This window comes from Paracoccus marcusii, from assembly GCF_006151785.1.
GTDB classification, from domain to species: domain Bacteria; phylum Pseudomonadota; class Alphaproteobacteria; order Rhodobacterales; family Rhodobacteraceae; genus Paracoccus; species Paracoccus marcusii.
In genome coordinates, this window is record NZ_VDDD01000003.1 from 40,812 (window position 1) to 62,705 (window position 21,894).

A 21,894-nucleotide genomic window follows, 5' to 3' on the forward strand; every position below is an offset into this window, starting at 1 on the left:
CCAACTACTTGGACATGGAATGCCGCGGGGGGAGGAAATCCGCGGCGCTTATCCAGGGAGCGGAGGAGCACTCGATGAAACATCTCTTGAACAGCGCGGCTGTCGCGCTGCTTTTGACCGGCGCATCGGCTTACGCGAATGAAAGCGTCCTGACCGAGACCGCCGAGGCCGGACAATGGGCCATCCAGACCGGCGACTATGCCAACACCCGGTATTCCGAACTGGACCAGATCACCCGTGAGAACGTCGGCGATCTGCGCGTCGCCTGGACCTTCTCGACCGGCGTGCTGCGCGGACACGAGGGCGGACCGCTGGTCGTGGACAACGTGATGTATGTCCACACGCCCTTTCCGAACAACATCTTCGCGCTGGACCTGAACGACAATGGCAAGATCCTGTGGCGCTATACGCCCCAGCAGGACCCCGAGGTCATCGCGGTCATGTGCTGCGACACCGTCTATCGCGGTCCGGCCTATGCAGACGGACTGATCCTGTCGCACCAGGCCGACACGACGCTGGTGGCGCTTGACGCCAAGACCGGCGAGGTCAAGTGGTCGGTCAAGACCGGCGATCCGGCCATCGGCGAGACGAACACCGCGACCGTGCTGCCCGTGGGCGACAAGGTGATCGTGGGCGTGTCGGGCGGCGAATACGGCGTGCGCGGCCGCGTCACCGCCTACAGCCTGGCCGACGGGTCCGAGGTCTGGAAGGCCTATTCGACCGGCCCCGACGAGGAGATGCTGGTCGATCCGGAAACCACCATGCACCTGGGCAAGCCCATCGGTGCCGACAGCTCGCTGAACAGCTGGGAAGGCGATCAGTGGAAGATCGGCGGCGGTTCGACCTGGGGCTGGTATTCCTATGACCCGGACCTGAACCTGATCTATTACGGCACCGGCAACCCGTCGACCTGGAACCCGTCGCAGCGTCCCGGCGACAACCGCTGGTCCATGACCATCATGGCCCGCGACGCCGATACCGGCATGGCCAAATGGTTCTACCAGAAGACGCCCCATGACGAATGGGACTATGACGGCGTGAACGAGAACATCCTGGTCGACAAGGAAATCGACGGCCAGATGCGCAAGCTGCTGGTGAACTTCGACCGCAACGGATTCGGCTACACGCTGGACCGCGAGACGGGCGAACTGCTGGTGGCCGAAAAGTTCGACCCGGCCGTCAACTGGGCGACCGAAGTCGACATGAACAAGGACTCCGAGACCTACGGCCGTCCGCTGGTCGTGTCGGAATACTCGACCGCCCAGAACGGCGAGGACACCAACACCACCGGCGTCTGCCCGGCGGCGCTGGGCTCCAAGGACCAGCAGCCGGCGTCCTATTCGCCGAAGACCGGCCTGTTCTATGTGCCGACCAACCACGTCTGCATGGACTATGAACCCTTCCGCGTCGCCTATACCGCGGGTCAGCCCTATGTCGGCGCGACGCTGTCGATGTATCCGGCCCCCGAAAGCCATGGCGGCATGGGCAACTTCATCGCTTGGGACGCCGTCGCGGGCGAGATCAAGTGGTCGCTGCCGGAGCAGTTCTCGGTCTGGTCGGGCGCCCTGGCGACCGCGGGCGACGTGGTCTTCTACGGCACGCTGGAAGGTTACCTGAAGGCTGTCGACGCCGAGACGGGCGAGGAGCTCTACAGCTTCAAGACGCCGTCGGGCATCATCGGCAACACCATGACCTACGAGAACAACGGCAAGCAGTATATCGCGGTTCTGTCGGGTGTCGGCGGATGGGCCGGCATCGGTCTGGCGGCCGGTCTGACCAACCCCAATGACGGTCTGGGTGCCGTGGGCGGCTATGCGGCTCTCAGCGACTATACCGAACTGGGCGGTCAGCTGACCGTGTTCGAACTGCCGGACTGATCTGCCGGCCGCGGGGCGTCTCATACTTTCGTTCCGCATACGCAAGCGTGACCTATGACGGCGCCGCCCCAGCATTAGACTGGGGCGGAACCGTCTGAGGAGACAGACGACTTTGGGAGGACTTCCGACATGAAAGCCATCACCAGCCTCACGGCGCTGGTCCTGGGCGCGTCCTTGGCCGGCATGGCCTGGGCGCAGACCGAAACGACGCCCCCGGCGGATGCGGGCGCTGGTGCGGCCGCCGCCGTGTCGGGTGATGCCGCGGCAGAGGCCCCCGCCGATGCCGCAGCCGCCGAACCTGCAGCCGACGCAGCCGCCGAAGGGACCGAGACCGCAGCGGCAGGCGCCCATGTCCTGCCCAACGGCCAGGACATGACCCCGGTCGAGGAGCTGGACGGCCGCTGGCGCAATGACGAGGGCATTCCGACCTTCAAGGTCGAGGATGGCGTCGTCGATTTCGCTACCTTCAATGGTTTCCGCCGCTATCACGCGGAATGCCATGTCTGCCACGGTCCCGACGGTGAGGGGTCGACCTATGCCCCCGCGCTGAAGGAATCTGTGCTGCGCATGGATTATTACGACTTCATGCAGGTCGTGGCGTCAGGCCGGCAGGGCACGAACTCGGTCATGCCCGCCTTTGGCACCAACAAGAACGTCTGGTGCTATATCGACGACATCTACGTCTATCTGGTGGCGCATGGTACCGGCGAGATCGGTCGCGGTCGTCCGGCGGAACGCGCCGACAAGTCCGAAGACTATACCGCGCAGGAAGATTCCTGCATGTCCAGTTGACGGCCCTTGGACGCCTTGCTGCGCTGGTGCTGGCGGCGGGGGTGCTGTCCACCCCGGCTGCGGCACAGGTGGCGGACCTGCGCTCCACCACCCAGTTCCGGGTCTGCGCCGACCCCGCGAACGCGCCGATGTCCAGCCGCGACGGTAGTGGGTTCGAGAACAAGCTGGCCGAGTTCTTCGGCCAGCAGCTTGGACTGCCGGTGACCTATTTCTGGTTCCCGTCGGGCATGGGGTTCGTGCAACGCACCCTGCGGGAGGGCAACTGCGACGTGGTGATCGGCTATGCCCAGGGGGACGAACTGGTCCAGAACACCAACCACTACTACACCTCGGTCTATGGCATCGTGACGCGCAAGGACGGTCCGCTGGCCAAGGTTGACCGCCTCAGCGACCCGGCGCTGAAGGAGGTCGGCATCGGCGTCGTGGCTGGAACGCCGCCTGCCACGCATCTGGCGCGGGCGGGTCTGGCGCCCAACATGCGCGGCGCGGACCTGTTCGTTGACCGCCGGGTCGAGGATCCGATGGGCGATCTGCTGGAGGATGTCCGCAGCGGTGCGACGGGCGCCGCCGTGCTGTGGGGCCCGTTGGCCGGACCGCGCGTCAAGGACGACCCCGACCTGCAGTTCACGCCCCTGCTGCACGAGGAGGCGTCGCCGCGCCTGTTCTTCCGCATCACCATGGGCGTGCGCCCCGAGGAGCAGGAATGGAAGCGCGAGCTGAACAGCTTGATCCGTCGCAATCAGGACGGCATCAACCAGATCCTGCACGATGCCGGAGTGCCGCTGGTCGACGACTATGGCAAGGAAGTGCTGCCGTGATCCGGCTGCTGGTGCTGGCGCTGCTGCTGGCACCCGCGGCGCGGGCCGAAACCGTGCCCGAGCCCGACACCTATCACGGCGAACCCTATCGCTCTCCGGTTCCTGCGACGCTGGCCGGGGCGCAGGTCATCGATGTGGGTCAGGCCATCGCCCTGCAGGGGCAGGCGGCGTTTCTGGACGTGCTGCCGCGGCCCAAGGCCAAGCCCGCGGGCCTTCCAGAAGGGACGATCTGGAACGAGCCGCCCCACCGCTCGATTCCCGGCGCCGAATGGTTGTGGGACACCGGGTACGAAGCCCTGTCCCCTGCCGAGGAGGCGCGCCTGCGCGACGGCCTGACCCGCGCCAAGGCCGGCGATCCCGATCGCCCCGTGGTGATCTTCTGCCGGTCCGACTGCTGGATGAGCTGGAACGCCGCGCGGCGGGCGGTCGAATGGGGCTTTGACCCGGTGATCTGGTTCCCCGGCGGTACGGATGCCTGGGAACAGGCCGGCCAGCCGCTGGTCACCGTGGAGCCTGTCGCCCCGTAAAGCTGCCGAAGGCGCGGGGACCTGATGGCATGTCGATGCTGTGCGTCACCACCAGCGTCTTGGCGTCCAGAATCGTAAGCGTGTCCGAATCCCAGTTCGCGACGGCGACGCCGCTGCCGTCGGGCAGGGTCGCGATTCCTTCGGGATAATCGCCCACGGTGACGGTCGCCACCGGGTCCAGCGTGGCCGCGTCGAACACGGTGACGGTGCCGTCATACTGATCGGTGACGAAACCCCGCCCCCCGGCAAAGGCGACGGCATAGGGATGGCTGCCGGTTGGCACCTGGCCCGTCAGCAGCCCCGCGACAGGATCGATGACCGACACCACATCCCCTTGTACATCGGCCGAAAACAGCTGTCCGTCATGGAAGGTCACGCCGAAGGGATGCGCCCCGGCCGTCGCCACGCGATGCAGCAGCGCCCCGGTTCCGGCGTCGAATATGCTGACCTGATCCGAATCACGATCGGCCGTCGCCACCAGGCCCATACCGTCGGTCGCCACGCCTGCCGGCGCGTCGCCGGTGGGCGCGCTCCAGACCGGCTGCAGGTCGGCATCCAGCCGGGTCAGCCGCGCACCGTACCAGTCGGTGACGAAGACCCCGCCATCGCCCGCCGCGGCCAATCCGAAGGCCCCGGCGCCCAGGTCCCGATGGGCCAGCGGTCGGGCGTCTTCGTCCAGCACGTGCAGGCGTCCGCTGTCGGCGGCAATGACATACACGCATCCGGCCTGCGGGTCATAGGCCACAGGCGCAGGGGCATCGGGAATGTCGGCCGTCGCAATGATCGCGCCCGTCCCCAGGTCGATCACCGACAACGCATCGGCGTTCTGCGAGGTCACGAACGCAAGATCCCCGGCCAAGACCGGGGACCCTGTCAGCAGCAGCGCCAAGAACGCGCCCCGCACCTATTCGACGCGGCCAAAGCGTTCCGCCAGGGCGTCCAGCCCGGCCTGATAGACGCCGTCGACCGCTGCGATGGCGGCATCGTCGTTCAGTTCGGCCGGGGGTTCGTTGTTCGGGAAACCGCGATAGAAGCCGCCCTTCCACAGGACCTCGGCCTTGCCGTCCTTGTCGCTGACCTGCAGCGTCGAGGAGTAGTTGGTCACCGGCAGGACCGCCGTGTCGACCTCGGTAATCATGTACTTGTACATCATCTTGTCGTTGTCGATGGCCATCAGCTGTTCGGTGATGGTGGGCGCCCCATCGCCGTTCAGTGTCAGCACGCGGGTCGATTCGTCGGGAACGTCCGCTGCCGCGCCCTCGGGCGTCATCGCGGTCGAGGCAACCACCGGATGCCAGCTCATGTCGTCGAAGCGGCCGATCACCTCCCATACCTCGGCGGGGGTGGCATCCAGCGTCACGGTCTTTTCCGTCTTCAGGCGCGACGGGCCATGCGCCCCCGCCATCCCCGTCAGGGCCAGCACCGCACCAAGCGCGCCCGCCAGAACTGTCGTCGTCCTCATTCCTTCCGTTCCTCCCGAAAGATCACATTTCTCAGCAGATAGCTGTAGCCGCGCCGAAACGCGTCATCGGTGTTGCCGCGGATCTCGACCGATCCGGCGCGCACGGTCTCTCCGGTTTCGGCATCGCGCAGGGTCAGATTGACCGACTGGATCAGGTTGGAGACCTTCTGCACCTCTCCGGCGATGGCATAGTCCGATCCCATCCCGCGGGCGATCCTGGTATCGGCGCCGTTCGACCGGACCGGGTTCAGGATGCCCGCCACCGCCTCGGCCGGGGGCGGGGTCAGGGCAAAGCCGCGTCTGGTCAGGTCTTCGGCGATGAAATCCTCGACCATGGCGATGCGCGCGGTCTCGTCCGCGCGGACGCCGTTGATGGCGCCCTCGGTCGAGGTGTCGATGTAATGCAGGCCGAACCAGGTCGCGGTCCCCGGGGGCGGTGCCGGCTGGGCAAGGGCGGCCATGGGGGCCAGCAGCAAGGTCGATATCAGGCCGAAACGGGTCATTCCCCGACCATGCGCCGGGGTCGGGCAGGCGTCCATTAAGACAAAAGGTGCAGCCGCCCCCGACTTTGGGTTGAGGGAAAAGTTCCCGGACGAAACGGGAACAATAACCGGCTTGCCGCATCCCGGATCACCCCCCACCATGCCTGCAGGGAGAGACGAAATGTTCAAAGGAATCATGGGACTTTTGGCTGGTGCCGTGGCACTGGCCCAGCCCGTCGCGGCCCAGACCCCGGACCCGGTGCAGATCCGCACGGCCGTGCTGCGGGTCGACGACCCTGGCCTGCCGCCGATCTCGCGGCTGGACCTGATGCCCGCCGATCTGGGTTTTGCGGGCGCGCGCCTGGCGATCGAGGACAACGACACCACCGGCCGCTTCATGGGCCAGGACTTCGAGGCCGAGGAGGTGGCTGCCACCCCCGAGACCGCCGAGGCCGAGATGGCACGCCTGCTGGACGAGGGGGTGCAGTTCATCGTGCTTCTGGCCGATGACGCGACGACCCTGGCCCTGGCCGATCAGGCGGGGGACCGGGCGATGGTCTTCAATGCGATGGCGCGCGGCGACAACCTGCGCGGGACCGATTGCCGGTTCAACACGATCCACGTCGCGCCAAGCCGCGCGATGCTGACCGACGCCATGACGCAGTTCCTGATGTGGAAGAACTGGCCCCGCTGGTTCCTGATCCACGGCAGCCATCCCGAGGACCAGGCCCTGGCCCAGGCCTGGCGCACCAGCGCCGCCAAGTTCGGCGCCCAGATCGTCGAGGAGCGTGAATACACCGATACCGGCGGCGCGCGCCGCACCGACAGCGGTCACGTGCAGGTCCAGGCGCAGATGCCCGTCTTTACGCAGCGCGCCGCGGACCATGACGTGGTCATCGCCGCGGACGAGGCGGACGTCTTCGCCGCCTATCTGCCCTATCTGACCTGGGACGCGCGCCCGGTGGCGGGATCCGCCGGGCTGGTGCCGCGCAGCTGGCACCCGGCGATGGAGGCCTGGGGCGGCACCCAGTTCCAGAACCGCTTCGAGAAGCTGGCCGCCCGCCCGATCCGCGAGGAGGATTACCAGACCTGGCTGTCGCTGCGCATCGTCGGAGAGGCGGCGACCCGCACCAATTCCGGCGACCCCGCCGCGCTGAAGGAGTTCATCCTGTCCCCCGATTTTGACGTCGCGGGATTCAAGGGCCAGGCCCTGACGGTGCGCGACTGGGACCACCAGGTGCGCCAACCCATCCTGCTGACCACCGGCGTGCTGACCACCTCGGTCAGCCCGCAGGACCAGTACCTGCATCAGACCAGCCAGCTGGACACGCTGGGCGTCGACCGCCCCGAAACCCAATGCCAATTCTGAGAGGCCGCATGCGACATCTTCTGAGTGCCACCACCGGGCTTGCGCTGATGCTTGCCGCCGGACCCGCCCTGGCGAACCGCGTCTTCGTCACCAACGAACGCAGCAACGACGTCACCGTCCTGGACGGAGAGACGTTCGAGGTCATCGGGACCTATCCCGTGGGCAACCGCCCCCGCGGCATCACCATCAGCCCCGACGGGACCGAGCTGTATGTCTGCGCGTCGGACGACAACCTGGTGCGCGTCTTCAACCCCGAGACGATGGAGGAGATGCACACCCTGCCGTCCGGTCCCGACCCGGAACTGTTCGTGCTGCACCCGTCGGGCAACCCGCTGTTCATCGCCAACGAGGACGACAACATCGTCACCGTGGTCGACACCAAGACCCACCAGATGCTGGCCGAGGTGCCGGTCGGCGTCGAGCCCGAGGGCATGGGCGTCAGCCCCGATGGCAAGGTCGTGATCAACACGTCGGAAACGACGAACATGGCGCATTTCATCGACACCGAGACGTTCCAGATCACCGCCAACGTGCTGGTCGACAGCCGCCCGCGCTTTGCCCAGTACACGGCCGACGGAACCAAGCTGTACGTGACGTCCGAGATCGGCGGCACGGTCAGCGTGATCGACCCGGCCACGCAGACGATCACCAAGAAGATCAGTTTCGACATCCCCGGCGTCCTGCCGGAGGCGATCCAGCCGGTCGGCGCGCGTGTGACGTCCGACGGGTCCAAGCTGTTCGTGGCCCTGGGGCCGGCCAACCGGGTCGCCGTGATCGACGCTGCCACCGACGAGGTGACCGATTACCTGCTGGTCGGGCAGCGGGTCTGGCAGCTGGCCTTCAGCCCGGACGAGAAATACCTCTATACCACCAACGGCAATTCCAACGACGTGTCGATCATCGACGTGGCCGCCAACGAGGTCGTCCGCTCGGTTCCCGTGGGGCAGCAGCCCTGGGGTGTCGTCGTCGCCCCGGACTGATCCGGCATCCCTGCATATCCTGAGGAGGAGAGATTCCATGACCACGCTGACGAAACTGATGTCCGGTGCCGCCTTGGCCCTGATCCTGGCGGTGCCCGCTACCGCCCAGGATGCCGCGGTCCCCGACGCCTCTGCTGAGCAGGCACCCGGCGGCGATGCCGTTGTGGGCGAACCCGCCGAGGCGGGCACCCAATCGGGCGAGGCCGTCGAGGCGGACGAGGATGATGACGACGAGGAGGAGGAAGAGGCCCCGTCCGAGGGGACCTATGACGCGACCGGCATGTTCGATTACGGCTTTTCTGGCCTTCTGGCGCGAGAGAACCGCACCGACCTGGCGCCCCTGACGCTGGCATCCGGCCAGCCCGTCGCGGGCGGCGAATACACGATCAAGTCGGGCGGTTACTATCGCATCAACATCGTGGCCGACGGCAGCCAGGAGCTGGCCCTGTCGGGCGGCGACTTCTTCCGCGCGATCTGGATCAACGAGATCGTCATCGGCGACACCGAGATCCGGCCGATGGGCGTGCACAGCATCGAATTCGATGCCGACGGCACGGCGGTCCTCAGCTTTGTCGCGGTGCTGCCCGGTCGATACACCTTGTCAGTGCCGGGTTCTTCGGGCGACAGTCTGCAAGCCGTCTTCAACATCCAGTAGGGTTCATTGACCGCCGCGTTGCAGATCGACCATGTCAGCCACAATTTCGGTGCCGTGCAGGCACTGGACGATGTGTCGCTGACGGTGCCGCGCGGCGGATTCACCGCCCTTCTGGGGGTGAATGGCGCGGGCAAGACCACGCTGTTCTCGCTTGTGACGCGGCTCTACAACAACCGGTCGGGGATGATCCGCGTGGCGGGCCACGACCTGCGGCGCGAACCGTCGCAGGCGCTGGCCCGTCTGGGCGTGGTCTTTCAAAGCCGCGCGATGGATGCCGACCTGACGATCCGCCAGAACCTGATCTATCACGCCAGCCTGCACGGGATACCCGGCAGGCTGGCGCGGCCACGCATCGACCAGGTGCTGGGCCAGGTCGATCTGGCCGACAAGGCCGACACCCGCGTCACCGCCCTGTCCGGCGGCCAGTCGCGCCGGGCCGAGATCGCGCGCGCCCTGATCCACAGCCCCGACCTGCTGCTGCTGGACGAGGCGACGGTGGGCCTGGACGTGAAGTCGCGGGCCGAGGTGCTGGCCCTGACCCGCCGCCTGATCGCCCGCGATGGCGTGTCCGCCCTGTGGGCCACCCATATCATGGACGAGATCGACCCCGCCGACGACCTGGTGATCCTGCATCGCGGCCGGGTGCTGCGGCAGGGTCGCGCCGCCGACATCGCCGGGCCGCACGGGCTGACGCGGGCCTTCCTGGACCTGACCGGAGTCGCGCCATGACCGCACCCACCGACCGCCCCCGCGGCTGGCTGACCGCCTTTCTGGGCATCGCGCGCCGCGAGACGCTGCGCTTCGTCAACCAGCGCGGGCGGTTCTTGGCGGCACTGGTGCGCCCGCTGGTCTGGCTGTTCATCTTTGCCGCCGGGTTCCGCGCCGTGCTGGGTCTGTCGATCACGCCGCCCTATCAGACCTATGTCCTGTACGAGGTCTACGTGACCCCCGGCCTGGTCGCGATGATCCAGCTGTTCAACGGCATGCAGTCGTCGTTGTCGATGGTCTACGACCGAGAGACCGGGGCCATGCGCACGCTGCTGGTCAGCCCGTTTCCGCGTTGGTACCTGCTGGGATCCAAGCTGATCGCGGGGGTGATCGTGTCGATCATCCAGGTCTTCACCTTCCTGGCCATCGCGTATTGGTGGGGCATCCGCCCGCCCGTCTGGGGCTATGTCACCGTGATCCCGGCGCTGATCCTGTCGGGGCTGATGCTGGGCGCGATGGGTCTGTTCCTGTCCAGCGCGATCCGCCAGCTGGAGAATTTCGCGGGTGTCATGAACTTCGTGATCTTCCCGATGTTCTTTGCCTCGTCCGCGCTGTACCCGCTGTGGCGCATGCGCGAAAGCAGCCCGCTGTTGCACGACATCTGCGCCGTCAATCCCTTCACCCACGCGGTCGAGCTGATCCGGTTTGCGCTGTACATGCAGGTGAACTGGACCGCCCTGGCGGTGGTCCTAGGATGTTTGGCGGGGTTCTTCGGCGCGGCGGTCTTCATGTATGATCCGCAAAAGGGCCTGTGGGCCCGGCGGAAAGGAGGTCCCGCATGATCCGCATCACCCTGGCCCTGGCGCTGCTGGCCGGTCCCGCCTTCGGCGCGGCGGGGACCGATCCCGACTGGCCCTGCATCCAGCGCAAGCAGCCGCATCTGTCGATGGGCCAGGTCTGGACCGGCCCCATCCCGGACGACGAGACGCTGGCCCTTGCCCGCGATCCCGACATCGCCCGCCTGGCCGAACGCCTGGAACAGCGCCGCCTGCCGATCGAGGAGGCCGAGACGGAGATCGCCGAATTCGGAGCCGAGGCCCCAGACACGCATCTGGTCGCACTGATGCAGGCGATCTTCGACCGGATCGACAGCGACCGCAGCGCGCTGATCGCGGGCATCGCGCGCTATGGCCGGTCGCAGGTGGACCTGTCAGAACGGATCGAGGAACGCCGCGCCCGCATGGCCGAAATGGAGGCCGCCGAGGCCCCCGATTTCGACGCCATCGACGCCGAGGAAAAGGCCCTGGACTGGGATCAGCGTATCTTCACCGAACGCCAGCAGTCGCTGACCTATGTGTGCGAGACGCCGGTGATCCTGGAACAGCGCATCTTCACGCTGGGCCGCGCCATCGCCGGCCAGCTGGACTAGGGCGCGTCGCTGCGCGACAGTCGCAGGATGTCGTCATGGCTGCGGTCCAGCCGTCCAGCCAGCCCGTCGCGCACTGCCTGATCCAGGATGGTCCGGAACAGGGCGGCGTCCGGTCCGTAATCCGCGGCCTTGCGCCGCCACTTGCACAGCAGCACCGGGACCAGCGGCCAGAACCACGGTCCCGCCGCTACCCGATAGGCCATCAGCGCATTGCGATACATGTAGAATACCTTCCACATCGGGCGCAGCACGACACCGCCCTGCGCCTGCAGGGCCGTGGTGTCGTGATCGAACCGCACCTGCGGCGCGAACCCGATGCGCAGTCCGGCACGGCGCATCTGCAGCGTGTACAGCTGGTCGTCGCCATAGATGAACAGGCGCGGGTCGGGTAGCCCGGCCCGCTGCAGCGCCGCGCGCGACAGGAACAGGCCGACGAAGCTGCTCATGTCCACCGGCAAGACCGGTGACCCGGTCCGGTAATCACCGTCGCCCAGATGGAACCCGGCACGGCCGCGGCCCAGTGGCATCCGCGCCAGGGTGCGCAGGAAGGCCCCCGGATTCCAGAACGGGTTGCGATAGGGGCGGTTCATCTCGCAGATGCGGCCGTCGGGGTGATGCACCGCGGCGCCGATCGCGTCCCATTCCGACAGATCCATTGCCCGGAAGGCGTCGATGGCGCCGGGCGCGGGGCGACCGTCATCGTCCGTGACCAAGGTCCAGTCGGCCTGCGCCTCGTCTCGCGCAAGCTGCATGCCGACGGAAAACCCGCCCGCCCCGCCTTGGTTCGTGGCGCTGCGATGGACGCGCAGGCGCGGGTCGTTCAGCGCCGAAAGCCAATCGGCGGTCCCATCGGTCGAGGCATTGTCGACCACGATCACGTGATCGACCGGCTGGTCCAGCAGGCGCGCGACCGTGACGGTCAGCTTGTCCAGCCGGTTGTGCGTGACCACCACGGCGGCGATCGAGGGTCGGGTATGGGCCATGGCGTGCCGATCATGTCATCTGCCGGCAGGCTGCGGCCGGGTTCGACCGCGCGATACCACGAAGGGCATTTGTGCAGCAACCGCCACCCATGCTGGTTTTCCGTGCCGGACGGGGCTGACAAGGCGCGTCGATGCCCCTAGACATCGTGCAGGACAACCGCCCGAGGCAAAGATGCAGATCGAAACAACCCCGCTGCCCGGAGTGCTGCTGCTGACGCCGGCCCGTCATGGCGATGCGCGCGGCTTCTTCTCGGAAAGCTGGAATCGCAGGACGCTGGCCGATTCCGGGGTCGTGCTGCCCGAGTTCGTGCAGGACAACCATTCAATGTCCGCGCAGACCGGCACGCTGCGGGGTCTGCATTATCAGTCGCCCCCCTTCGCGCAGGGCAAGCTGGTGCGCTGCGGGCGTGGCCGGCTGTTCGACGTGGCGGTGGACGTCCGCGTGGGCAGCCCGACCTATGGCCAATGGTTCGGGACCGAGCTGAGCTTCGAGAACGGCCGCCAGCTGTGGATTCCTGCAGGCTTCCTTCACGGCTTCGTCACCCGCGAACCCGATACCGAGATCGTCTACAAATGCACGGCCCATTACGACCGCGCGTCGGACGGGGCGGTGGCTTGGGACAGCGTCGGCATTGACTGGGACGTCGCCGATCCGTTGCTGTCCGACAAGGATCGGGATGCGCAGCCGCTGGCAGAGTTGAAATCGCCCTTCGTCTTTGAGGAGCAGGCATGAAGATCCTGATCACCGGCGGCGCCGGATTCATCGGCTCTGCCGTCGTTCGCCTGGCGATCGCACGTGGGCATCATGTCGTGAACCTGGACGCGCTGACCTATGCCGCGAACCTGGAGAACGTGGCCGAGGCCGCCCGGTCCGACCGCTACGCGTTCGAGCAGGCCGACATCCGCGACCGCGCGGCGCAGGACCGCATCCTGGCGCAGCACCGCCCCGACGCGATCATGCACCTGGCCGCGGAGAGCCATGTGGACCGGTCCATCGACGGCCCTGCGGCCTTCGTGGAGACGAACGTGATCGGCACGTTCAACATGCTGGAGGCCGCCCGCGCCTACTGGACGGCCCAAGGGCGCCCCGACAGCTTTCGCTTTCACCACATCTCGACCGACGAGGTCTTTGGATCCTTGGGCGAGACGGGGCAGTTCACCGAAACTACGCCCTATGACCCGCGCAGCCCCTATTCGGCCAGCAAGGCGGGGTCCGACCACCTGGTCCGCGCGTGGGCCGAAACCTATGGCCTGCCCGTCGTGCTGACGAACTGTTCGAACAATTACGGCCCCTATCATTTCCCCGAAAAACTGGTGCCTGTGGTGATCCTCAAGGCGCTGTCGGGCCAGCCGATCCCGGTCTATGGCGACGGTGGCAACATCCGCGACTGGCTCTATGTCGAGGATCACGCCGATGCGCTGCTGCTGGTCCTGGAAAAGGGCCAGTTGAACCGCAGCTACAATATCGGCGGAGAGAACGAGGCCACCAACATCGACCTGGTCCGAACCATCTGCGCCCATATGGACAAGCTGCACCCGACGGGCGCGCCGCATGCGGACCTGATCACCTTCGTGACCGACCGTCCGGGCCATGACCGCCGCTATGCAATCGACCCGACCCGCATCCGCACCGAACTGGGCTGGCGCCCGTCCGTGACGGTCGAGGAGGGGCTGCGCCGCACCGTCGAATGGTATCTGGCCAATCGCGACTGGTGGCAGCCGCTGCTGGACCGCGACGGCGTGGGCAAGCGCCTGGGAACTGCGTGATGCAGGGATTGCTGGTCTTTGGCCGCACCGGCCAGGTCGCACGGGAACTGGCCGCGCTGGCGCCAGAGGCGACATTCCTGGGCCGCGACCGGGCCGATCTGACCGACCCCGCCGCCTGCGCCGCCCTGATCCGCGCGGCGCGTCCGCGTGCGGTCATCAACGCCGCCGCCTACACCGCCGTGGACCGGGCCGAGACGGACCCGGACACCGCCCGCCTGGTCAATGCCGACGCGCCTGCCGCGATGGGGCAAGCCTGCGCGGATCTGGGCATCCCGTTCCTGCACATCTCGACCGACTATGTCTTTGACGGATCGGGCGACCAGCCGCGGGCCGAGGATGCACCAACCGCGCCCCTGGGCGTCTATGGCGCGACCAAGCTGGCCGGAGAGCAGGGCGTGTCCGCCGCGGGCGGAGCCTGGGCCGTGATGCGGACCTCCTGGGTGTTCTCCGCCCATGGCGCGAATTTCGTCAAGACGATGCTGCGCCTTGGCGCGGAACGCGACCGCCTGACCGTGGTGGCCGACCAGATCGGCGGGCCGACGCCTGCCGCCGACATCGCCGCCGCCTGCCTGCGGATGATCCGCGTGATGCGCGACAGGCCCGACACCACGGGCGGGATCTATCACTTCGCAGGCACGCCCGACGCCTCCTGGGCCGATTTCGCGCGCCAGATCATGGCGCAGGCGGGCTTGGCTGCGCAGGTGGCGGACATCCCGTCATCCGACTATCCGACGCCCGCCGCGCGGCCGCTGAACTCGCGGCTGGATTGCGGACGCATCGCGCGGGATTTCGGGATCGCGCGTCCCGACTGGCGGGCCGGGCTGACCCGCGTTCTGGATCAACTGAAGGACAAGGCATGACACAGCGCAAGGGCATCATTCTGGCCGGCGGATCGGGCACCCGGCTGTATCCGATCACCATGGGCGTGTCCAAGCAGCTGCTGCCGCTATACGACAAGCCGATGATCTTCTATCCGATCAGCGTCCTGATGCTGGCCGGCATCCGCGAGATCGCGATCATCACCACCCCCGAGGATCAGGACCAGTTCCGCCGCCTGCTGGACGACGGCAGCCAGTGGGGAATCAGCTTCACCTATATCGTGCAGCCCAGCCCCGACGGCCTGGCGCAGGCCTATATCCTGGCCGAGGATTTCCTGGCGGGCGCACCGTCCGCGATGGTGCTGGGCGACAACATCTTCTTCGGGCACGGTCTGCCGGAACTGCTGGCATCCGCAGATGCGCGCGACGGGGGCGGCACGGTCTTCGGCTATCGCGTGTCGGACCCCGAACGCTATGGCGTCGTCGATTTCGACGACCAGATGCGGGCCCGCGCCATCGTCGAAAAGCCCCTCGTGCCGCCGTCGGATTATGCCGTGACGGGGCTCTATTTCCTGGACGGCACCGCGCCGGAACGGGCCCGCGCCGTCCAGCCCTCCGATCGCGGAGAGCTGGAGATCACGACCCTTCTGGAAAGCTATCTGCATGACGGGTCGCTGACCGTCGAACGCATGGGCCGCGGCTTTGCCTGGCTGGACACCGGCACCCATGCCAGCCTGCTGGATGCAGGCAACTTCGTGCGCACGTTGGAGAACCGCCAGGGTCTGCAGACCGGCTGCCCCGAGGAGATCGCCTTCGAGGCCGGCTGGATCTCGCCTGACCAGCTGCGCGCGCGTGCGGCAAAGTTTGCCAAGAACGATTATGGGGCCTATCTGCTGCGTCTGATCGACTGACCCTTCCTCCCGACAGACGGATTGACCTCGCCCATGTCCGACCTTGCCTCGCACACGCCCGCAGATCCTGCGCTGGTGGCCCATCTGACCGCCGGCATCGCCGAGGCCCGTGCGATCTATGAGCTGCTGTTTCCCACGCAGCAGCTGTTCTTCGTCCTGTCGCAGGGCAACAATCCGATCTGGGCCGCCCCCGAGGTGGTCGAGGGTACGCACAATCCGCGTCCCCAGGACCTGGGTGCGGATTATCTGGGCACCCTTACCCGGCCGGGTGCCTATGACGGCGCGCAGCAGGTGACCATCCGCCTGGCCATCCCGCGCCTGCCTCTGCCCGGAGAGATCAAGCAGATCGATGCGCCCTGGAGGCCCATGCGCGGCCTGGGCGCGCTGTTCCGCGCCAGCCCGCTGTGGTACGAACAGGTGCGCTATGGTGCCGAGATGGCCCGCAAGCGGCAGGCCGACCGACGCACGGACCAGACGGCCATGCCCCTGGGCGACGGCTCGGCCCTGTTGCCCGTGCCCGTGGCGCCCGACAGCGACAAACGTCCCGCCATCCTGATCGGCATGCACTGGCTGGAGATGGGCGGCGCCGAGAAGCTGGGCTTCGACACCATGCGCTGGGCGCTGGCGGCCGGGCTGCGTGTGTTCGTCGTGGCGTCGGTTCCGGCCGTGCAGCGGCTGGCGGACAAGCTGCCCGACCATCCGGACCTGACCTTCATCCGGCTGGATCGCTATCTGCCGCACCACCTGTGGCCGCGCTATGTCCAGCGGCTGGCGATGGCGGAAAACATCCGCGCCGTGCACATCCACCATTGCACGCCGCTGTACGAAAGCCTGACCATGCTGCGCATGCACCTGCCGTGGGTGCAGACGATCGACAGCACGCATATCGTCGAACACGCGAATGGCGGCTATCCGAGGATCTCGGGCGTGTGGTCCAACTATCTGGACATGCAGCATGTCATCAGCGGAGAACTGGTCCGCTATTTCCGCGACCGATTCCATGCCCCTGCTGGCAAGGTCGTCCTGGGCCGCATGCTGGACCGCGAGAACAACGATGCGCTGCCGCCGCTGCGCCTGCAGGCGGGACAGAAAACGCTGCATGCCTGCTTCATCGGGCGGCTGTTCTATCAGAAGCGTCCGGTCGTGGTGGTCGAGGCCCTGCGCGCGCTGAATGCCTGGGCCGGGCGGAACGGCGTCACGTTGACCGCAACCATCGTCGGCGAAGGTCCCTATGACGGCACGCTGACGCGTCTTCTGCGCAAGCACGGTCTGTCGTCCAAGGTCGACCTGCTGCCCGGCAATACTGACATTCCGGCCCTGCTGGAACGGTCCGACATCCTGCTTCTTCCCTCGAACAACGAGGGTCTGGCGCTGGTCTGCTACGAGGCCGTGGCCCATGGCTGCATCCCCATCTCGACCCGCGTCGGATCCCAGGACGAGGTGCTGCCCGACGGCCTGCTGGTGCCGCTGGCGCCGCGTGCGGCCGTGGCGGGCACCGTGGCCGCAGTCGACGCGATGTGGCGCGATGCAGGCACCCTGGCGCGCCACAAGGACGCCCTGCAGGCTGCGTGGACGCGTCTGACCGCCGATCCGACCGCCGAGGAGGTGCTGATGCCCGTCTATCGCCGTCTGGCCCAAGGGGACGCGGCATGAGCGTCCTGAACAAGACGGCTGCGGTCATCGTCACCTTCAACCGCTCGGGCAAGCTGATGGCGGTGCTGGACGCGCTGGCGGCGCAGACCATGCGCCCCGACATCGTGCTGGTCGTGGACAATGCCTCGACCGACGACACCGCAGCGCTGGTGCAGGCGCGGGCCGACGCCGACCCGACCATCCGCCACCTGCGGCTGCCGGCGAATGTCGGCGGGGCGGGGGGGTTTCATGCCGGGATCAAGGCCGCCTACCAGATGGGCGCGCAGTATTTCTGGGTGTCGGACGACGATGCCTATCCCCGACCGGACGCCCTGCAATCCCTGCATCGGGCCCTGACGGGTTTCCAGGCCGATAACGGCTGGCGCCCCAGCTTTGCCTGTTCGCGGGTCGAGTGGATCGACGGATCGCTGTGCGAGATGAACTGTCCTCGCACGGTGTGGGACTGGGCACGCTTCGTGCGGCCGGGCAGTGCCTGGGCGCTGGTGGACAGCGCGTCCTTCGTGTCTGTGATGATCCCGCGCTGGGCCGTCAGCGAACACGGACTGCCGATCGCGGATTACTTCATCTGGTTCGACGATGCCGAATACACCCGCCGCATCGCGCGCAGCTATCCGGGCATCTTCGTGCCCGAAAGCGTCGTGGTCCATGACACGCCCGACAACCGGGGCGTCAACTTCGGCCTGGTCGACGACAAGAGCCTGTGGAAGTTCAAGTACGGAGCCCGCAACGAAACCTCATGGCGCCGGCGCGAGATGGGCCTGATGGGCGTGCTGGCCTATGCCTATGGGGTCCGGGGGCAGATGCGCCGCGGCGACGTGCCCTCATCCCTGCGCCGCCAGATCTATGGCGCGATCATCAAAGGCTTGGGGTTTCGCCCGGCCATTGAGCGCGTTTGACGGACAAGGTGATGCTGACGCGGCATGCGCGTCAGCACTGATTTTTAATGGGTCAACCGAGTGGTCAACACATCTGCAATCTTCTGTTGATCGAACGGTTCTTGCAGCATGTCGAACAGCGGCTTGATTGCATTTGGATCCTGTGAAAATCTTTCATAGGACATCATGATAGAACATTCTTTGTGTCGATCGTGATACTCCGAAAACCTCTGATCCATGTCGCGCACAAGCTTCTCAACATCTTGTAACTTCCAATCTTTCCACCAAGCAGATTTTGCGACATCTTCAATGTTGCGCGTATTGAATATGAAAATCGGATCTTTGAAATGAAAGCGCATAAAGTCGAGTAAGTCGGGAAATCTATCGCCAAGTGCGTTGTATCGGATTTCCTTGAATCCAAAATATTTTGCGTTCCGTGGTGGGGTGATTACGTTGTCGATCATAGAATCGATCATGCCAGCAGCAAATAGCGCAGGACGAATATTTTCTGCGCCAAACCACGGATGATTCGACTTTCGTTCTTCGTTCCCCCAAGTGCCTCGCGTCATTCGCGCCCTCATGGCAGCATTCCAAATTGTTTCAATAACGTTATGGTTCTCACCCCGGATTGTGCAGTCCGGCAGCGTTTGTACAAGACTTTGAAGAAGGGTTGATCCGGTTCGGCCATAGGTGACAATAAAGATATTGCGTTTTAACGCAGGAAACCGCGCATTGAGCCTATGAGTATTGGATATCGTCATCCCTGTATTCCCAGTGTTTGATTGAGAAATCGCAGCGGTTGCCGCATTGCCGCCAGCGTCTGATCTGGCCGCCATCGCTTTTGCTTTTATGTTTGCGAGATCTGATAGAGGAAATTTTGGAAGGGCGGCGTCACATATCTGTTGGGCACATGCAAATTTTTTTCTTTTTATCGCGTGATTTGCCATTACACGATGATATTGAACGGCAGCTTTACGGTTTCGTGCAAGAATCTGAAATTCGCTTTTATCGAGCGACATTTCGATCATTTTCTGGGTTGTTAGCTTTAGCAGCCCCATTTGAGAGAGGAGAGGAGAAACCCCATGACCACCACCAGGAAGGTTGAGGTGCGTTGTTTTCGCCGGGTTACCAAATCGACGTGCGTGCCGCCTATCCGGTCGATCAAGTCCATCATACACTACGTAACAGTGCCTAGCATAAGCAACTCCTTCAGCGGCTTCACTGTAAGGCAAGCTCCAATCCTGGGCCTTCCCTTCGGAATATCGCCACTCCCACGGAACTTTTTTTGCATCTAATGTGCTCTGCGGACTGAACGCAATAACAAGAGAATTAGGCGCAAGAGGTGCAAATGCTGCTGCAGCAAAACCACCCATTGATCCTCCGCTCATGATCACCCTGTCAAATGATGCGAAAAACCCGCCATCTCGGAGCGACTCTAACGCTTCTATTATCTTCAGATCTCTATACCAAATAGCGCGACGAGCTATAACACCAAGGATGGAAAAGCCTTCGCTGCGATAAAACTTGTCTCCCCATGTCGGTCGACCAATATACGGCTCTTGCGCTGGACGTGCGGCGTTGTCGAAACTTACGATTAGAGTTTCATTTCCTGGTTCAAACTGAAGCCTATGATCGCCAAGCTCCCGAACGAAGGCTTCTTGTGGTCTGGGCGTGCTCTTTGCCTTGCGTTGAAAAAGATGCCTAAACATTTATAGGGGCTCTGCAGCAAAAGCCGGCATATCAGCGGCGTGGTTTGTGAACTTCTTTGCCGTGTCAAGCGCCTCTCTGATCGTCACGTCCATGTCCAGATAGCGATACGTGCCGAGGCGGCCCACGAAGGTCACGCCGGGGGTGTCGTGGGCCAGGTCGACATACTGCTCCAGCAGGGATTTCTCCTCGACCAGGCGGATCGGGTAATAGGGCGTGTCGCCCGGCTCTGCCGCGCGGGAGTATTCGCGATAACAGACGGACCCCTGGTGGCTCTCCCATGGACTGAAGTGCTTGTGCTCGGTGATGCGGGTATAGGGCACGTCGCGGTCGCCGTAGTTCATCACCGCACAGCCCTGATAGTCGCCGTCATGGCTGAAGCGTTCGAAATCCAGCGTCCGATAGCCAAGGCGGCCAAGGCGATAGTCGAAGTATCCGTCCAGCGGCCCCGACCAGAAGACGTGATCGGCCTCTGCCGCCATCTCGGCGCTGTATTCGGTGCCCAGTTCGACCGTGATCCGCGGATGGTCCAGGATGGCCGCGACCATTGCGGTGTAGCCGTCCTGCGGCATCCCCTGGAAACGGTGGAAGAAATAGTTGTCGTCATAGTTGAACCGCACCGGCAGCCGCTTGAGGATCGACGCCGGCAGTTCGGTCGGCGAACAGCCCCACTGCTTTTCGGTGTAGCCCTTGAAGAAGGCCTCGTAGAGTTCCGGGCCCACGAACCGCAGGGCCTGCTCCTCGAAGCTCTGCGGATCGGTGATGGTCGTGTCGGCCTTGGATTCGATGAAGGCGCGCGCCTCCTCGGGGCGCAGGGTGGTGCCGAAGAACTGGTTGATCGTCAGCAGGTTCACCGGCAGCGAATAGACCCGGCCCTGCGCGGTCGTCTTGACCCGGTTCTGGAACGGCATGAAGCGCGCGAAGCGGTTGACGTAATCCCACACGCCCTCGTCGTCGGTATGGAAGATGTGCGGGCCATAGACATGCATCATGACGCCGGTGTCAGCATCGCGTTCGGTATGGCAATTGCCGGCGATATGGGGGCGCGCGTCGATGATGCGGCAGTCATGCCCGGCCTCGGCCAGCTCCCGCCCGATCACGGCACCGGACAGTCCCGCACCCACCAGAAGAATTCTCATTGCCCCGCCCCGCCTTTGTGCATGGTCGACAGTCCGTCATGCTTTGGCCGATGCTATAGCGTGCCGGGAAGGGCAGGCCAACAGGCCGCCGCCTAGGCGACGGCTGAAACCTGCTGCTGCTGACAGATCCAGTCCCAGCTGTCGCGCATGCCCTGCTCCAGCGGGATGGTGGGGTTCCATCCGACCGCCTTTCGAATGCGCGCGATGTCCAGGATGATCCTGGGCACGTCGAAGCCGCGGCCGGGTCGATAGAGCGGCGACAGATCCCGCCCGGTGATCTGTGCCGTCAGCTCGACGATGCGCTTGACCGACGCGCCTTCGCCCGAACCGGCATTGAAGCAACCGTTGATCGGCGATTCCAGGGCGATCGCCGACAGCGCCGCAAGGTCGCGGACGTCGATGAAGTCGCGGATGACGCTGCCGTCGCCCCATACCTCGATCTGTTCGCCGCGGGCTATCTTCCACAGATAGGTGCCGATGATGCCCTGCAGGCCGGCATGACCCTGGCGCGGGCCATAGGGATTCGAGGCCCGCAAGGCGACGAAATCCAGCCCATGCAGCTTGCGCTCCATGTGCAGATAGTTCTCGATGGCGACCTTGACGATCCCGTAGGAACTGATCGGCTGCAGGGGGTGGCTTTCGGGCACCTCCTCGCACTGGGGCACGCCATAGACGGTGCCGCCCGACGACAGGAACACCAGCTTGTGAATGTTGCGGGCCCGCATCGCGTGCAGCAGCCGGACGGTCGCAATCAGGTTGCCCTCGATGTCGGCGCACGGGTTCAGGTTGGAAGTCGCGGGCACCGTCGTGCTGGCGCTGTGGATCACTGAATCGACATCGCGCAGGGCAACCTTCAGGACATCCTCGGATGAGAAGCTGCCCTTGACGTATTCCACCCCGGGCAGGGGGGGGGCGGAAGGCTTCGGGTTTCATGTCCAGCAC

23 protein-coding genes are annotated in these 21,894 nt (G+C 65.2%); 16 read left to right on the top strand and 7 right to left on the bottom strand.

All coding sequences use genetic code 11. The features are described 5' to 3' along the window. The first annotated feature begins 74 nt into the window (after positions 1-74). The 4 genes from FHD68_RS01170 to FHD68_RS01185 all read left to right on the top strand — a co-directional run bounded on the left by FHD68_RS01170 (position 75) and on the right by FHD68_RS01185 (position 4,014). The gene (locus FHD68_RS01170; protein ID WP_127897541.1) at positions 75-1,877 is read left to right on the top strand and encodes a methanol/ethanol family PQQ-dependent dehydrogenase; all 1,803 of its coding nucleotides are present in this window, start codon (positions 75-77) and stop codon (positions 1,875-1,877) included. Positions 1,878-2,006: 129 nt separating this feature from the next. Beyond that, positions 2,007-2,669, top strand: coding sequence for a c-type cytochrome, methanol metabolism-related (locus FHD68_RS01175; RefSeq protein WP_045981887.1), 663 nt, complete (start codon positions 2,007-2,009; stop codon positions 2,667-2,669). After that, positions 2,666-3,487, top strand: a complete 822-nt coding sequence (locus FHD68_RS01180; protein ID WP_164871375.1) for a quinoprotein dehydrogenase-associated putative ABC transporter substrate-binding protein — start codon at positions 2,666-2,668, stop codon at positions 3,485-3,487. The genes FHD68_RS01175 and FHD68_RS01180 overlap by 4 nt, the downstream gene beginning before the upstream one ends. After that, complete coding sequence (locus tag FHD68_RS01185) at positions 3,484-4,014, top strand: PQQ-dependent catabolism-associated CXXCW motif protein (RefSeq protein ID WP_046000539.1); 531 nt, start codon at positions 3,484-3,486, stop codon at positions 4,012-4,014. Before FHD68_RS01180 ends, FHD68_RS01185 begins: the two co-directional genes overlap by 4 nt. Here FHD68_RS01185 and FHD68_RS01190 read toward each other — a convergent pair. From FHD68_RS01190 to FHD68_RS01200, 3 genes are read right to left on the bottom strand one after another with little or no spacing between them, the layout of a single operon-like run. Next, positions 3,989-4,918, bottom strand: a complete 930-nt coding sequence (locus FHD68_RS01190; RefSeq protein WP_139085045.1) for a YncE family protein — start codon at positions 4,916-4,918, stop codon at positions 3,989-3,991. The two genes, FHD68_RS01185 and FHD68_RS01190, sit on opposite strands and share 26 nt — an antisense overlap. Next, positions 4,919-5,476, bottom strand: coding sequence for an SRPBCC family protein (locus FHD68_RS01195; RefSeq protein ID WP_045981884.1), 558 nt, complete (start codon positions 5,474-5,476; stop codon positions 4,919-4,921). Continuing rightward, positions 5,473-5,979, bottom strand: coding sequence for a DUF3280 domain-containing protein (locus tag FHD68_RS01200; RefSeq protein ID WP_045981883.1), 507 nt, complete (start codon positions 5,977-5,979; stop codon positions 5,473-5,475). The genes FHD68_RS01195 and FHD68_RS01200 overlap by 4 nt, the downstream gene beginning before the upstream one ends. 175 nt (positions 5,980-6,154) lie before the next feature. Here FHD68_RS01200 and FHD68_RS01205 point away from each other — a divergent pair, with 175 nt between their 5' ends. Genes FHD68_RS01205 through FHD68_RS01230 form a run of 6 tightly spaced genes read left to right on the top strand, consistent with a single transcriptional unit; the run spans position 6,155 to position 11,099 of the window. Then, the gene (locus tag FHD68_RS01205) at positions 6,155-7,327 is read left to right on the top strand and encodes an ABC transporter substrate-binding protein (protein ID WP_045981882.1); all 1,173 of its coding nucleotides are present in this window, start codon (positions 6,155-6,157) and stop codon (positions 7,325-7,327) included. Positions 7,328-7,335: 8 nt separating this feature from the next. Then, positions 7,336-8,307: a YVTN family beta-propeller repeat protein gene (locus FHD68_RS01210; RefSeq protein ID WP_045981881.1), complete on the top strand. Its 972-nt coding sequence runs from the start codon at positions 7,336-7,338 to the stop codon at positions 8,305-8,307. A 37-nt stretch (positions 8,308-8,344) separates the two neighbouring features. Next, a complete protein-coding gene (locus tag FHD68_RS01215; RefSeq protein ID WP_239441292.1) occupies positions 8,345-8,962 on the top strand; it encodes a cupredoxin domain-containing protein in 618 nt (205 codons plus the stop codon). Positions 8,963-8,968: 6 nt separating this feature from the next. Next, the gene (locus FHD68_RS01220) at positions 8,969-9,691 is read left to right on the top strand and encodes an ABC transporter ATP-binding protein (RefSeq protein WP_045981880.1); all 723 of its coding nucleotides are present in this window, start codon (positions 8,969-8,971) and stop codon (positions 9,689-9,691) included. Beyond that, a complete protein-coding gene (locus FHD68_RS01225) occupies positions 9,688-10,512 on the top strand; it encodes an ABC transporter permease (RefSeq protein WP_045981879.1) in 825 nt (274 codons plus the stop codon). The genes FHD68_RS01220 and FHD68_RS01225 overlap by 4 nt, the downstream gene beginning before the upstream one ends. Continuing rightward, on the top strand, positions 10,509-11,099 hold the full coding sequence (locus FHD68_RS01230) for a hypothetical protein (protein WP_045981878.1): 591 nt from the start codon (positions 10,509-10,511) through the stop codon (positions 11,097-11,099). Before FHD68_RS01225 ends, FHD68_RS01230 begins: the two co-directional genes overlap by 4 nt. On the opposite strand, the gene FHD68_RS01235 is transcribed toward FHD68_RS01230, so the two are convergent. Further along, positions 11,096-12,082 carry a glycosyltransferase gene (locus FHD68_RS01235; RefSeq protein ID WP_139085048.1) on the bottom strand — a complete coding sequence of 329 codons (987 nt, stop codon included), beginning with the start codon at positions 12,080-12,082 and terminating at the stop codon, positions 11,096-11,098. The two genes, FHD68_RS01230 and FHD68_RS01235, sit on opposite strands and share 4 nt — an antisense overlap. A gap of 172 nt (positions 12,083-12,254) precedes the next feature. On the opposite strand from FHD68_RS01235, the gene rfbC reads away from it, so the two are divergent. The 6 genes from rfbC to FHD68_RS01265 are packed head-to-tail and all read left to right on the top strand — an operon-like array spanning position 12,255 to position 18,127. Next, complete coding sequence (rfbC, locus tag FHD68_RS01240; protein ID WP_139085052.1) at positions 12,255-12,815, top strand: dTDP-4-dehydrorhamnose 3,5-epimerase; 561 nt, start codon at positions 12,255-12,257, stop codon at positions 12,813-12,815. After that, entirely contained in the window at positions 12,812-13,849 is a 1,038-nt protein-coding gene (gene rfbB, locus FHD68_RS01245) for a dTDP-glucose 4,6-dehydratase (RefSeq protein WP_139085054.1), read from the top strand. Before rfbC ends, rfbB begins: the two co-directional genes overlap by 4 nt. Then, positions 13,849-14,709, top strand: a complete 861-nt coding sequence (gene rfbD, locus FHD68_RS01250; RefSeq protein ID WP_127897547.1) for a dTDP-4-dehydrorhamnose reductase — start codon at positions 13,849-13,851, stop codon at positions 14,707-14,709. Before rfbB ends, rfbD begins: the two co-directional genes overlap by 1 nt. Continuing rightward, positions 14,706-15,578 carry a glucose-1-phosphate thymidylyltransferase RfbA gene (gene rfbA, locus FHD68_RS01255; RefSeq protein ID WP_127897548.1) on the top strand — a complete coding sequence of 291 codons (873 nt, stop codon included), beginning with the start codon at positions 14,706-14,708 and terminating at the stop codon, positions 15,576-15,578. The genes rfbD and rfbA overlap by 4 nt, the downstream gene beginning before the upstream one ends. Positions 15,579-15,611: 33 nt before the next feature. Then, a complete protein-coding gene (locus FHD68_RS01260) occupies positions 15,612-17,231 on the top strand; it encodes a glycosyltransferase (RefSeq protein WP_127897549.1) in 1,620 nt (539 codons plus the stop codon). Then, positions 17,228-18,127 carry a glycosyltransferase family 2 protein gene (locus tag FHD68_RS01265; protein WP_052714748.1) on the top strand — a complete coding sequence of 300 codons (900 nt, stop codon included), beginning with the start codon at positions 17,228-17,230 and terminating at the stop codon, positions 18,125-18,127. Before FHD68_RS01260 ends, FHD68_RS01265 begins: the two co-directional genes overlap by 4 nt. A 44-nt stretch (positions 18,128-18,171) precedes the next feature. Here the strand turns inward: FHD68_RS01265 and FHD68_RS01270 are convergent, their stop codons facing one another. The 3 genes from FHD68_RS01270 to FHD68_RS01280 all read right to left on the bottom strand — a co-directional run bounded on the left by FHD68_RS01270 (position 18,172) and on the right by FHD68_RS01280 (position 21,848). After that, positions 18,172-19,815 (bottom strand): sulfotransferase, encoded by a 1,644-nt coding sequence (locus FHD68_RS01270; protein WP_127897550.1) that lies wholly within the window; start codon positions 19,813-19,815, stop codon positions 18,172-18,174. Next, on the bottom strand, positions 19,816-20,952 hold the full coding sequence (glf, locus tag FHD68_RS01275) for a UDP-galactopyranose mutase (RefSeq protein WP_127897551.1): 1,137 nt from the start codon (positions 20,950-20,952) through the stop codon (positions 19,816-19,818). Positions 20,953-21,044: 92 nt separating this feature from the next. After that, positions 21,045-21,848, bottom strand: coding sequence for an NAD-dependent epimerase/dehydratase family protein (locus FHD68_RS01280; protein ID WP_280115157.1), 804 nt, complete (start codon positions 21,846-21,848; stop codon positions 21,045-21,047). Positions 21,849-21,894 lie beyond the last annotated feature (46 nt).

Coding starts and splice junctions, on each gene's coding strand:
- FHD68_RS01230 (WP_045981878.1), top strand. CDS start 10,509: ATGATCCGCATCACCCTGGCCCTGGCGCTGCTGGCCGGTCCCGCCTTC.
- FHD68_RS01210 (WP_045981881.1), top strand. CDS start 7,336: ATGCGACATCTTCTGAGTGCCACCACCGGGCTTGCGCTGATGCTTGCC.
- FHD68_RS01200 (WP_045981883.1), bottom strand. CDS start 5,979: ATGACCCGTTTCGGCCTGATATCGACCTTGCTGCTGGCCCCCATGGCC.
- FHD68_RS01225 (WP_045981879.1), top strand. CDS start 9,688: ATGACCGCACCCACCGACCGCCCCCGCGGCTGGCTGACCGCCTTTCTG.
- rfbC (WP_139085052.1), top strand. CDS start 12,255: ATGCAGATCGAAACAACCCCGCTGCCCGGAGTGCTGCTGCTGACGCCG.
- FHD68_RS01215 (WP_239441292.1), top strand. CDS start 8,345: ATGACCACGCTGACGAAACTGATGTCCGGTGCCGCCTTGGCCCTGATC.
- rfbA (WP_127897548.1), top strand. CDS start 14,706: ATGACACAGCGCAAGGGCATCATTCTGGCCGGCGGATCGGGCACCCGG.
- FHD68_RS01270 (WP_127897550.1), bottom strand. CDS start 19,815: ATGTTTAGGCATCTTTTTCAACGCAAGGCAAAGAGCACGCCCAGACCA.
- rfbB (WP_139085054.1), top strand. CDS start 12,812: ATGAAGATCCTGATCACCGGCGGCGCCGGATTCATCGGCTCTGCCGTC.
- FHD68_RS01195 (WP_045981884.1), bottom strand. CDS start 5,476: ATGAGGACGACGACAGTTCTGGCGGGCGCGCTTGGTGCGGTGCTGGCC.
- FHD68_RS01175 (WP_045981887.1), top strand. CDS start 2,007: ATGAAAGCCATCACCAGCCTCACGGCGCTGGTCCTGGGCGCGTCCTTG.
- FHD68_RS01265 (WP_052714748.1), top strand. CDS start 17,228: ATGAGCGTCCTGAACAAGACGGCTGCGGTCATCGTCACCTTCAACCGC.
- rfbD (WP_127897547.1), top strand. CDS start 13,849: ATGCAGGGATTGCTGGTCTTTGGCCGCACCGGCCAGGTCGCACGGGAA.
- FHD68_RS01205 (WP_045981882.1), top strand. CDS start 6,155: ATGGGACTTTTGGCTGGTGCCGTGGCACTGGCCCAGCCCGTCGCGGCC.
- FHD68_RS01235 (WP_139085048.1), bottom strand. CDS start 12,082: ATGGCCCATACCCGACCCTCGATCGCCGCCGTGGTGGTCACGCACAAC.
- glf (WP_127897551.1), bottom strand. CDS start 20,952: ATGAGAATTCTTCTGGTGGGTGCGGGACTGTCCGGTGCCGTGATCGGG.
- FHD68_RS01260 (WP_127897549.1), top strand. CDS start 15,612: ATGTCCGACCTTGCCTCGCACACGCCCGCAGATCCTGCGCTGGTGGCC.
- FHD68_RS01170 (WP_127897541.1), top strand. CDS start 75: ATGAAACATCTCTTGAACAGCGCGGCTGTCGCGCTGCTTTTGACCGGC.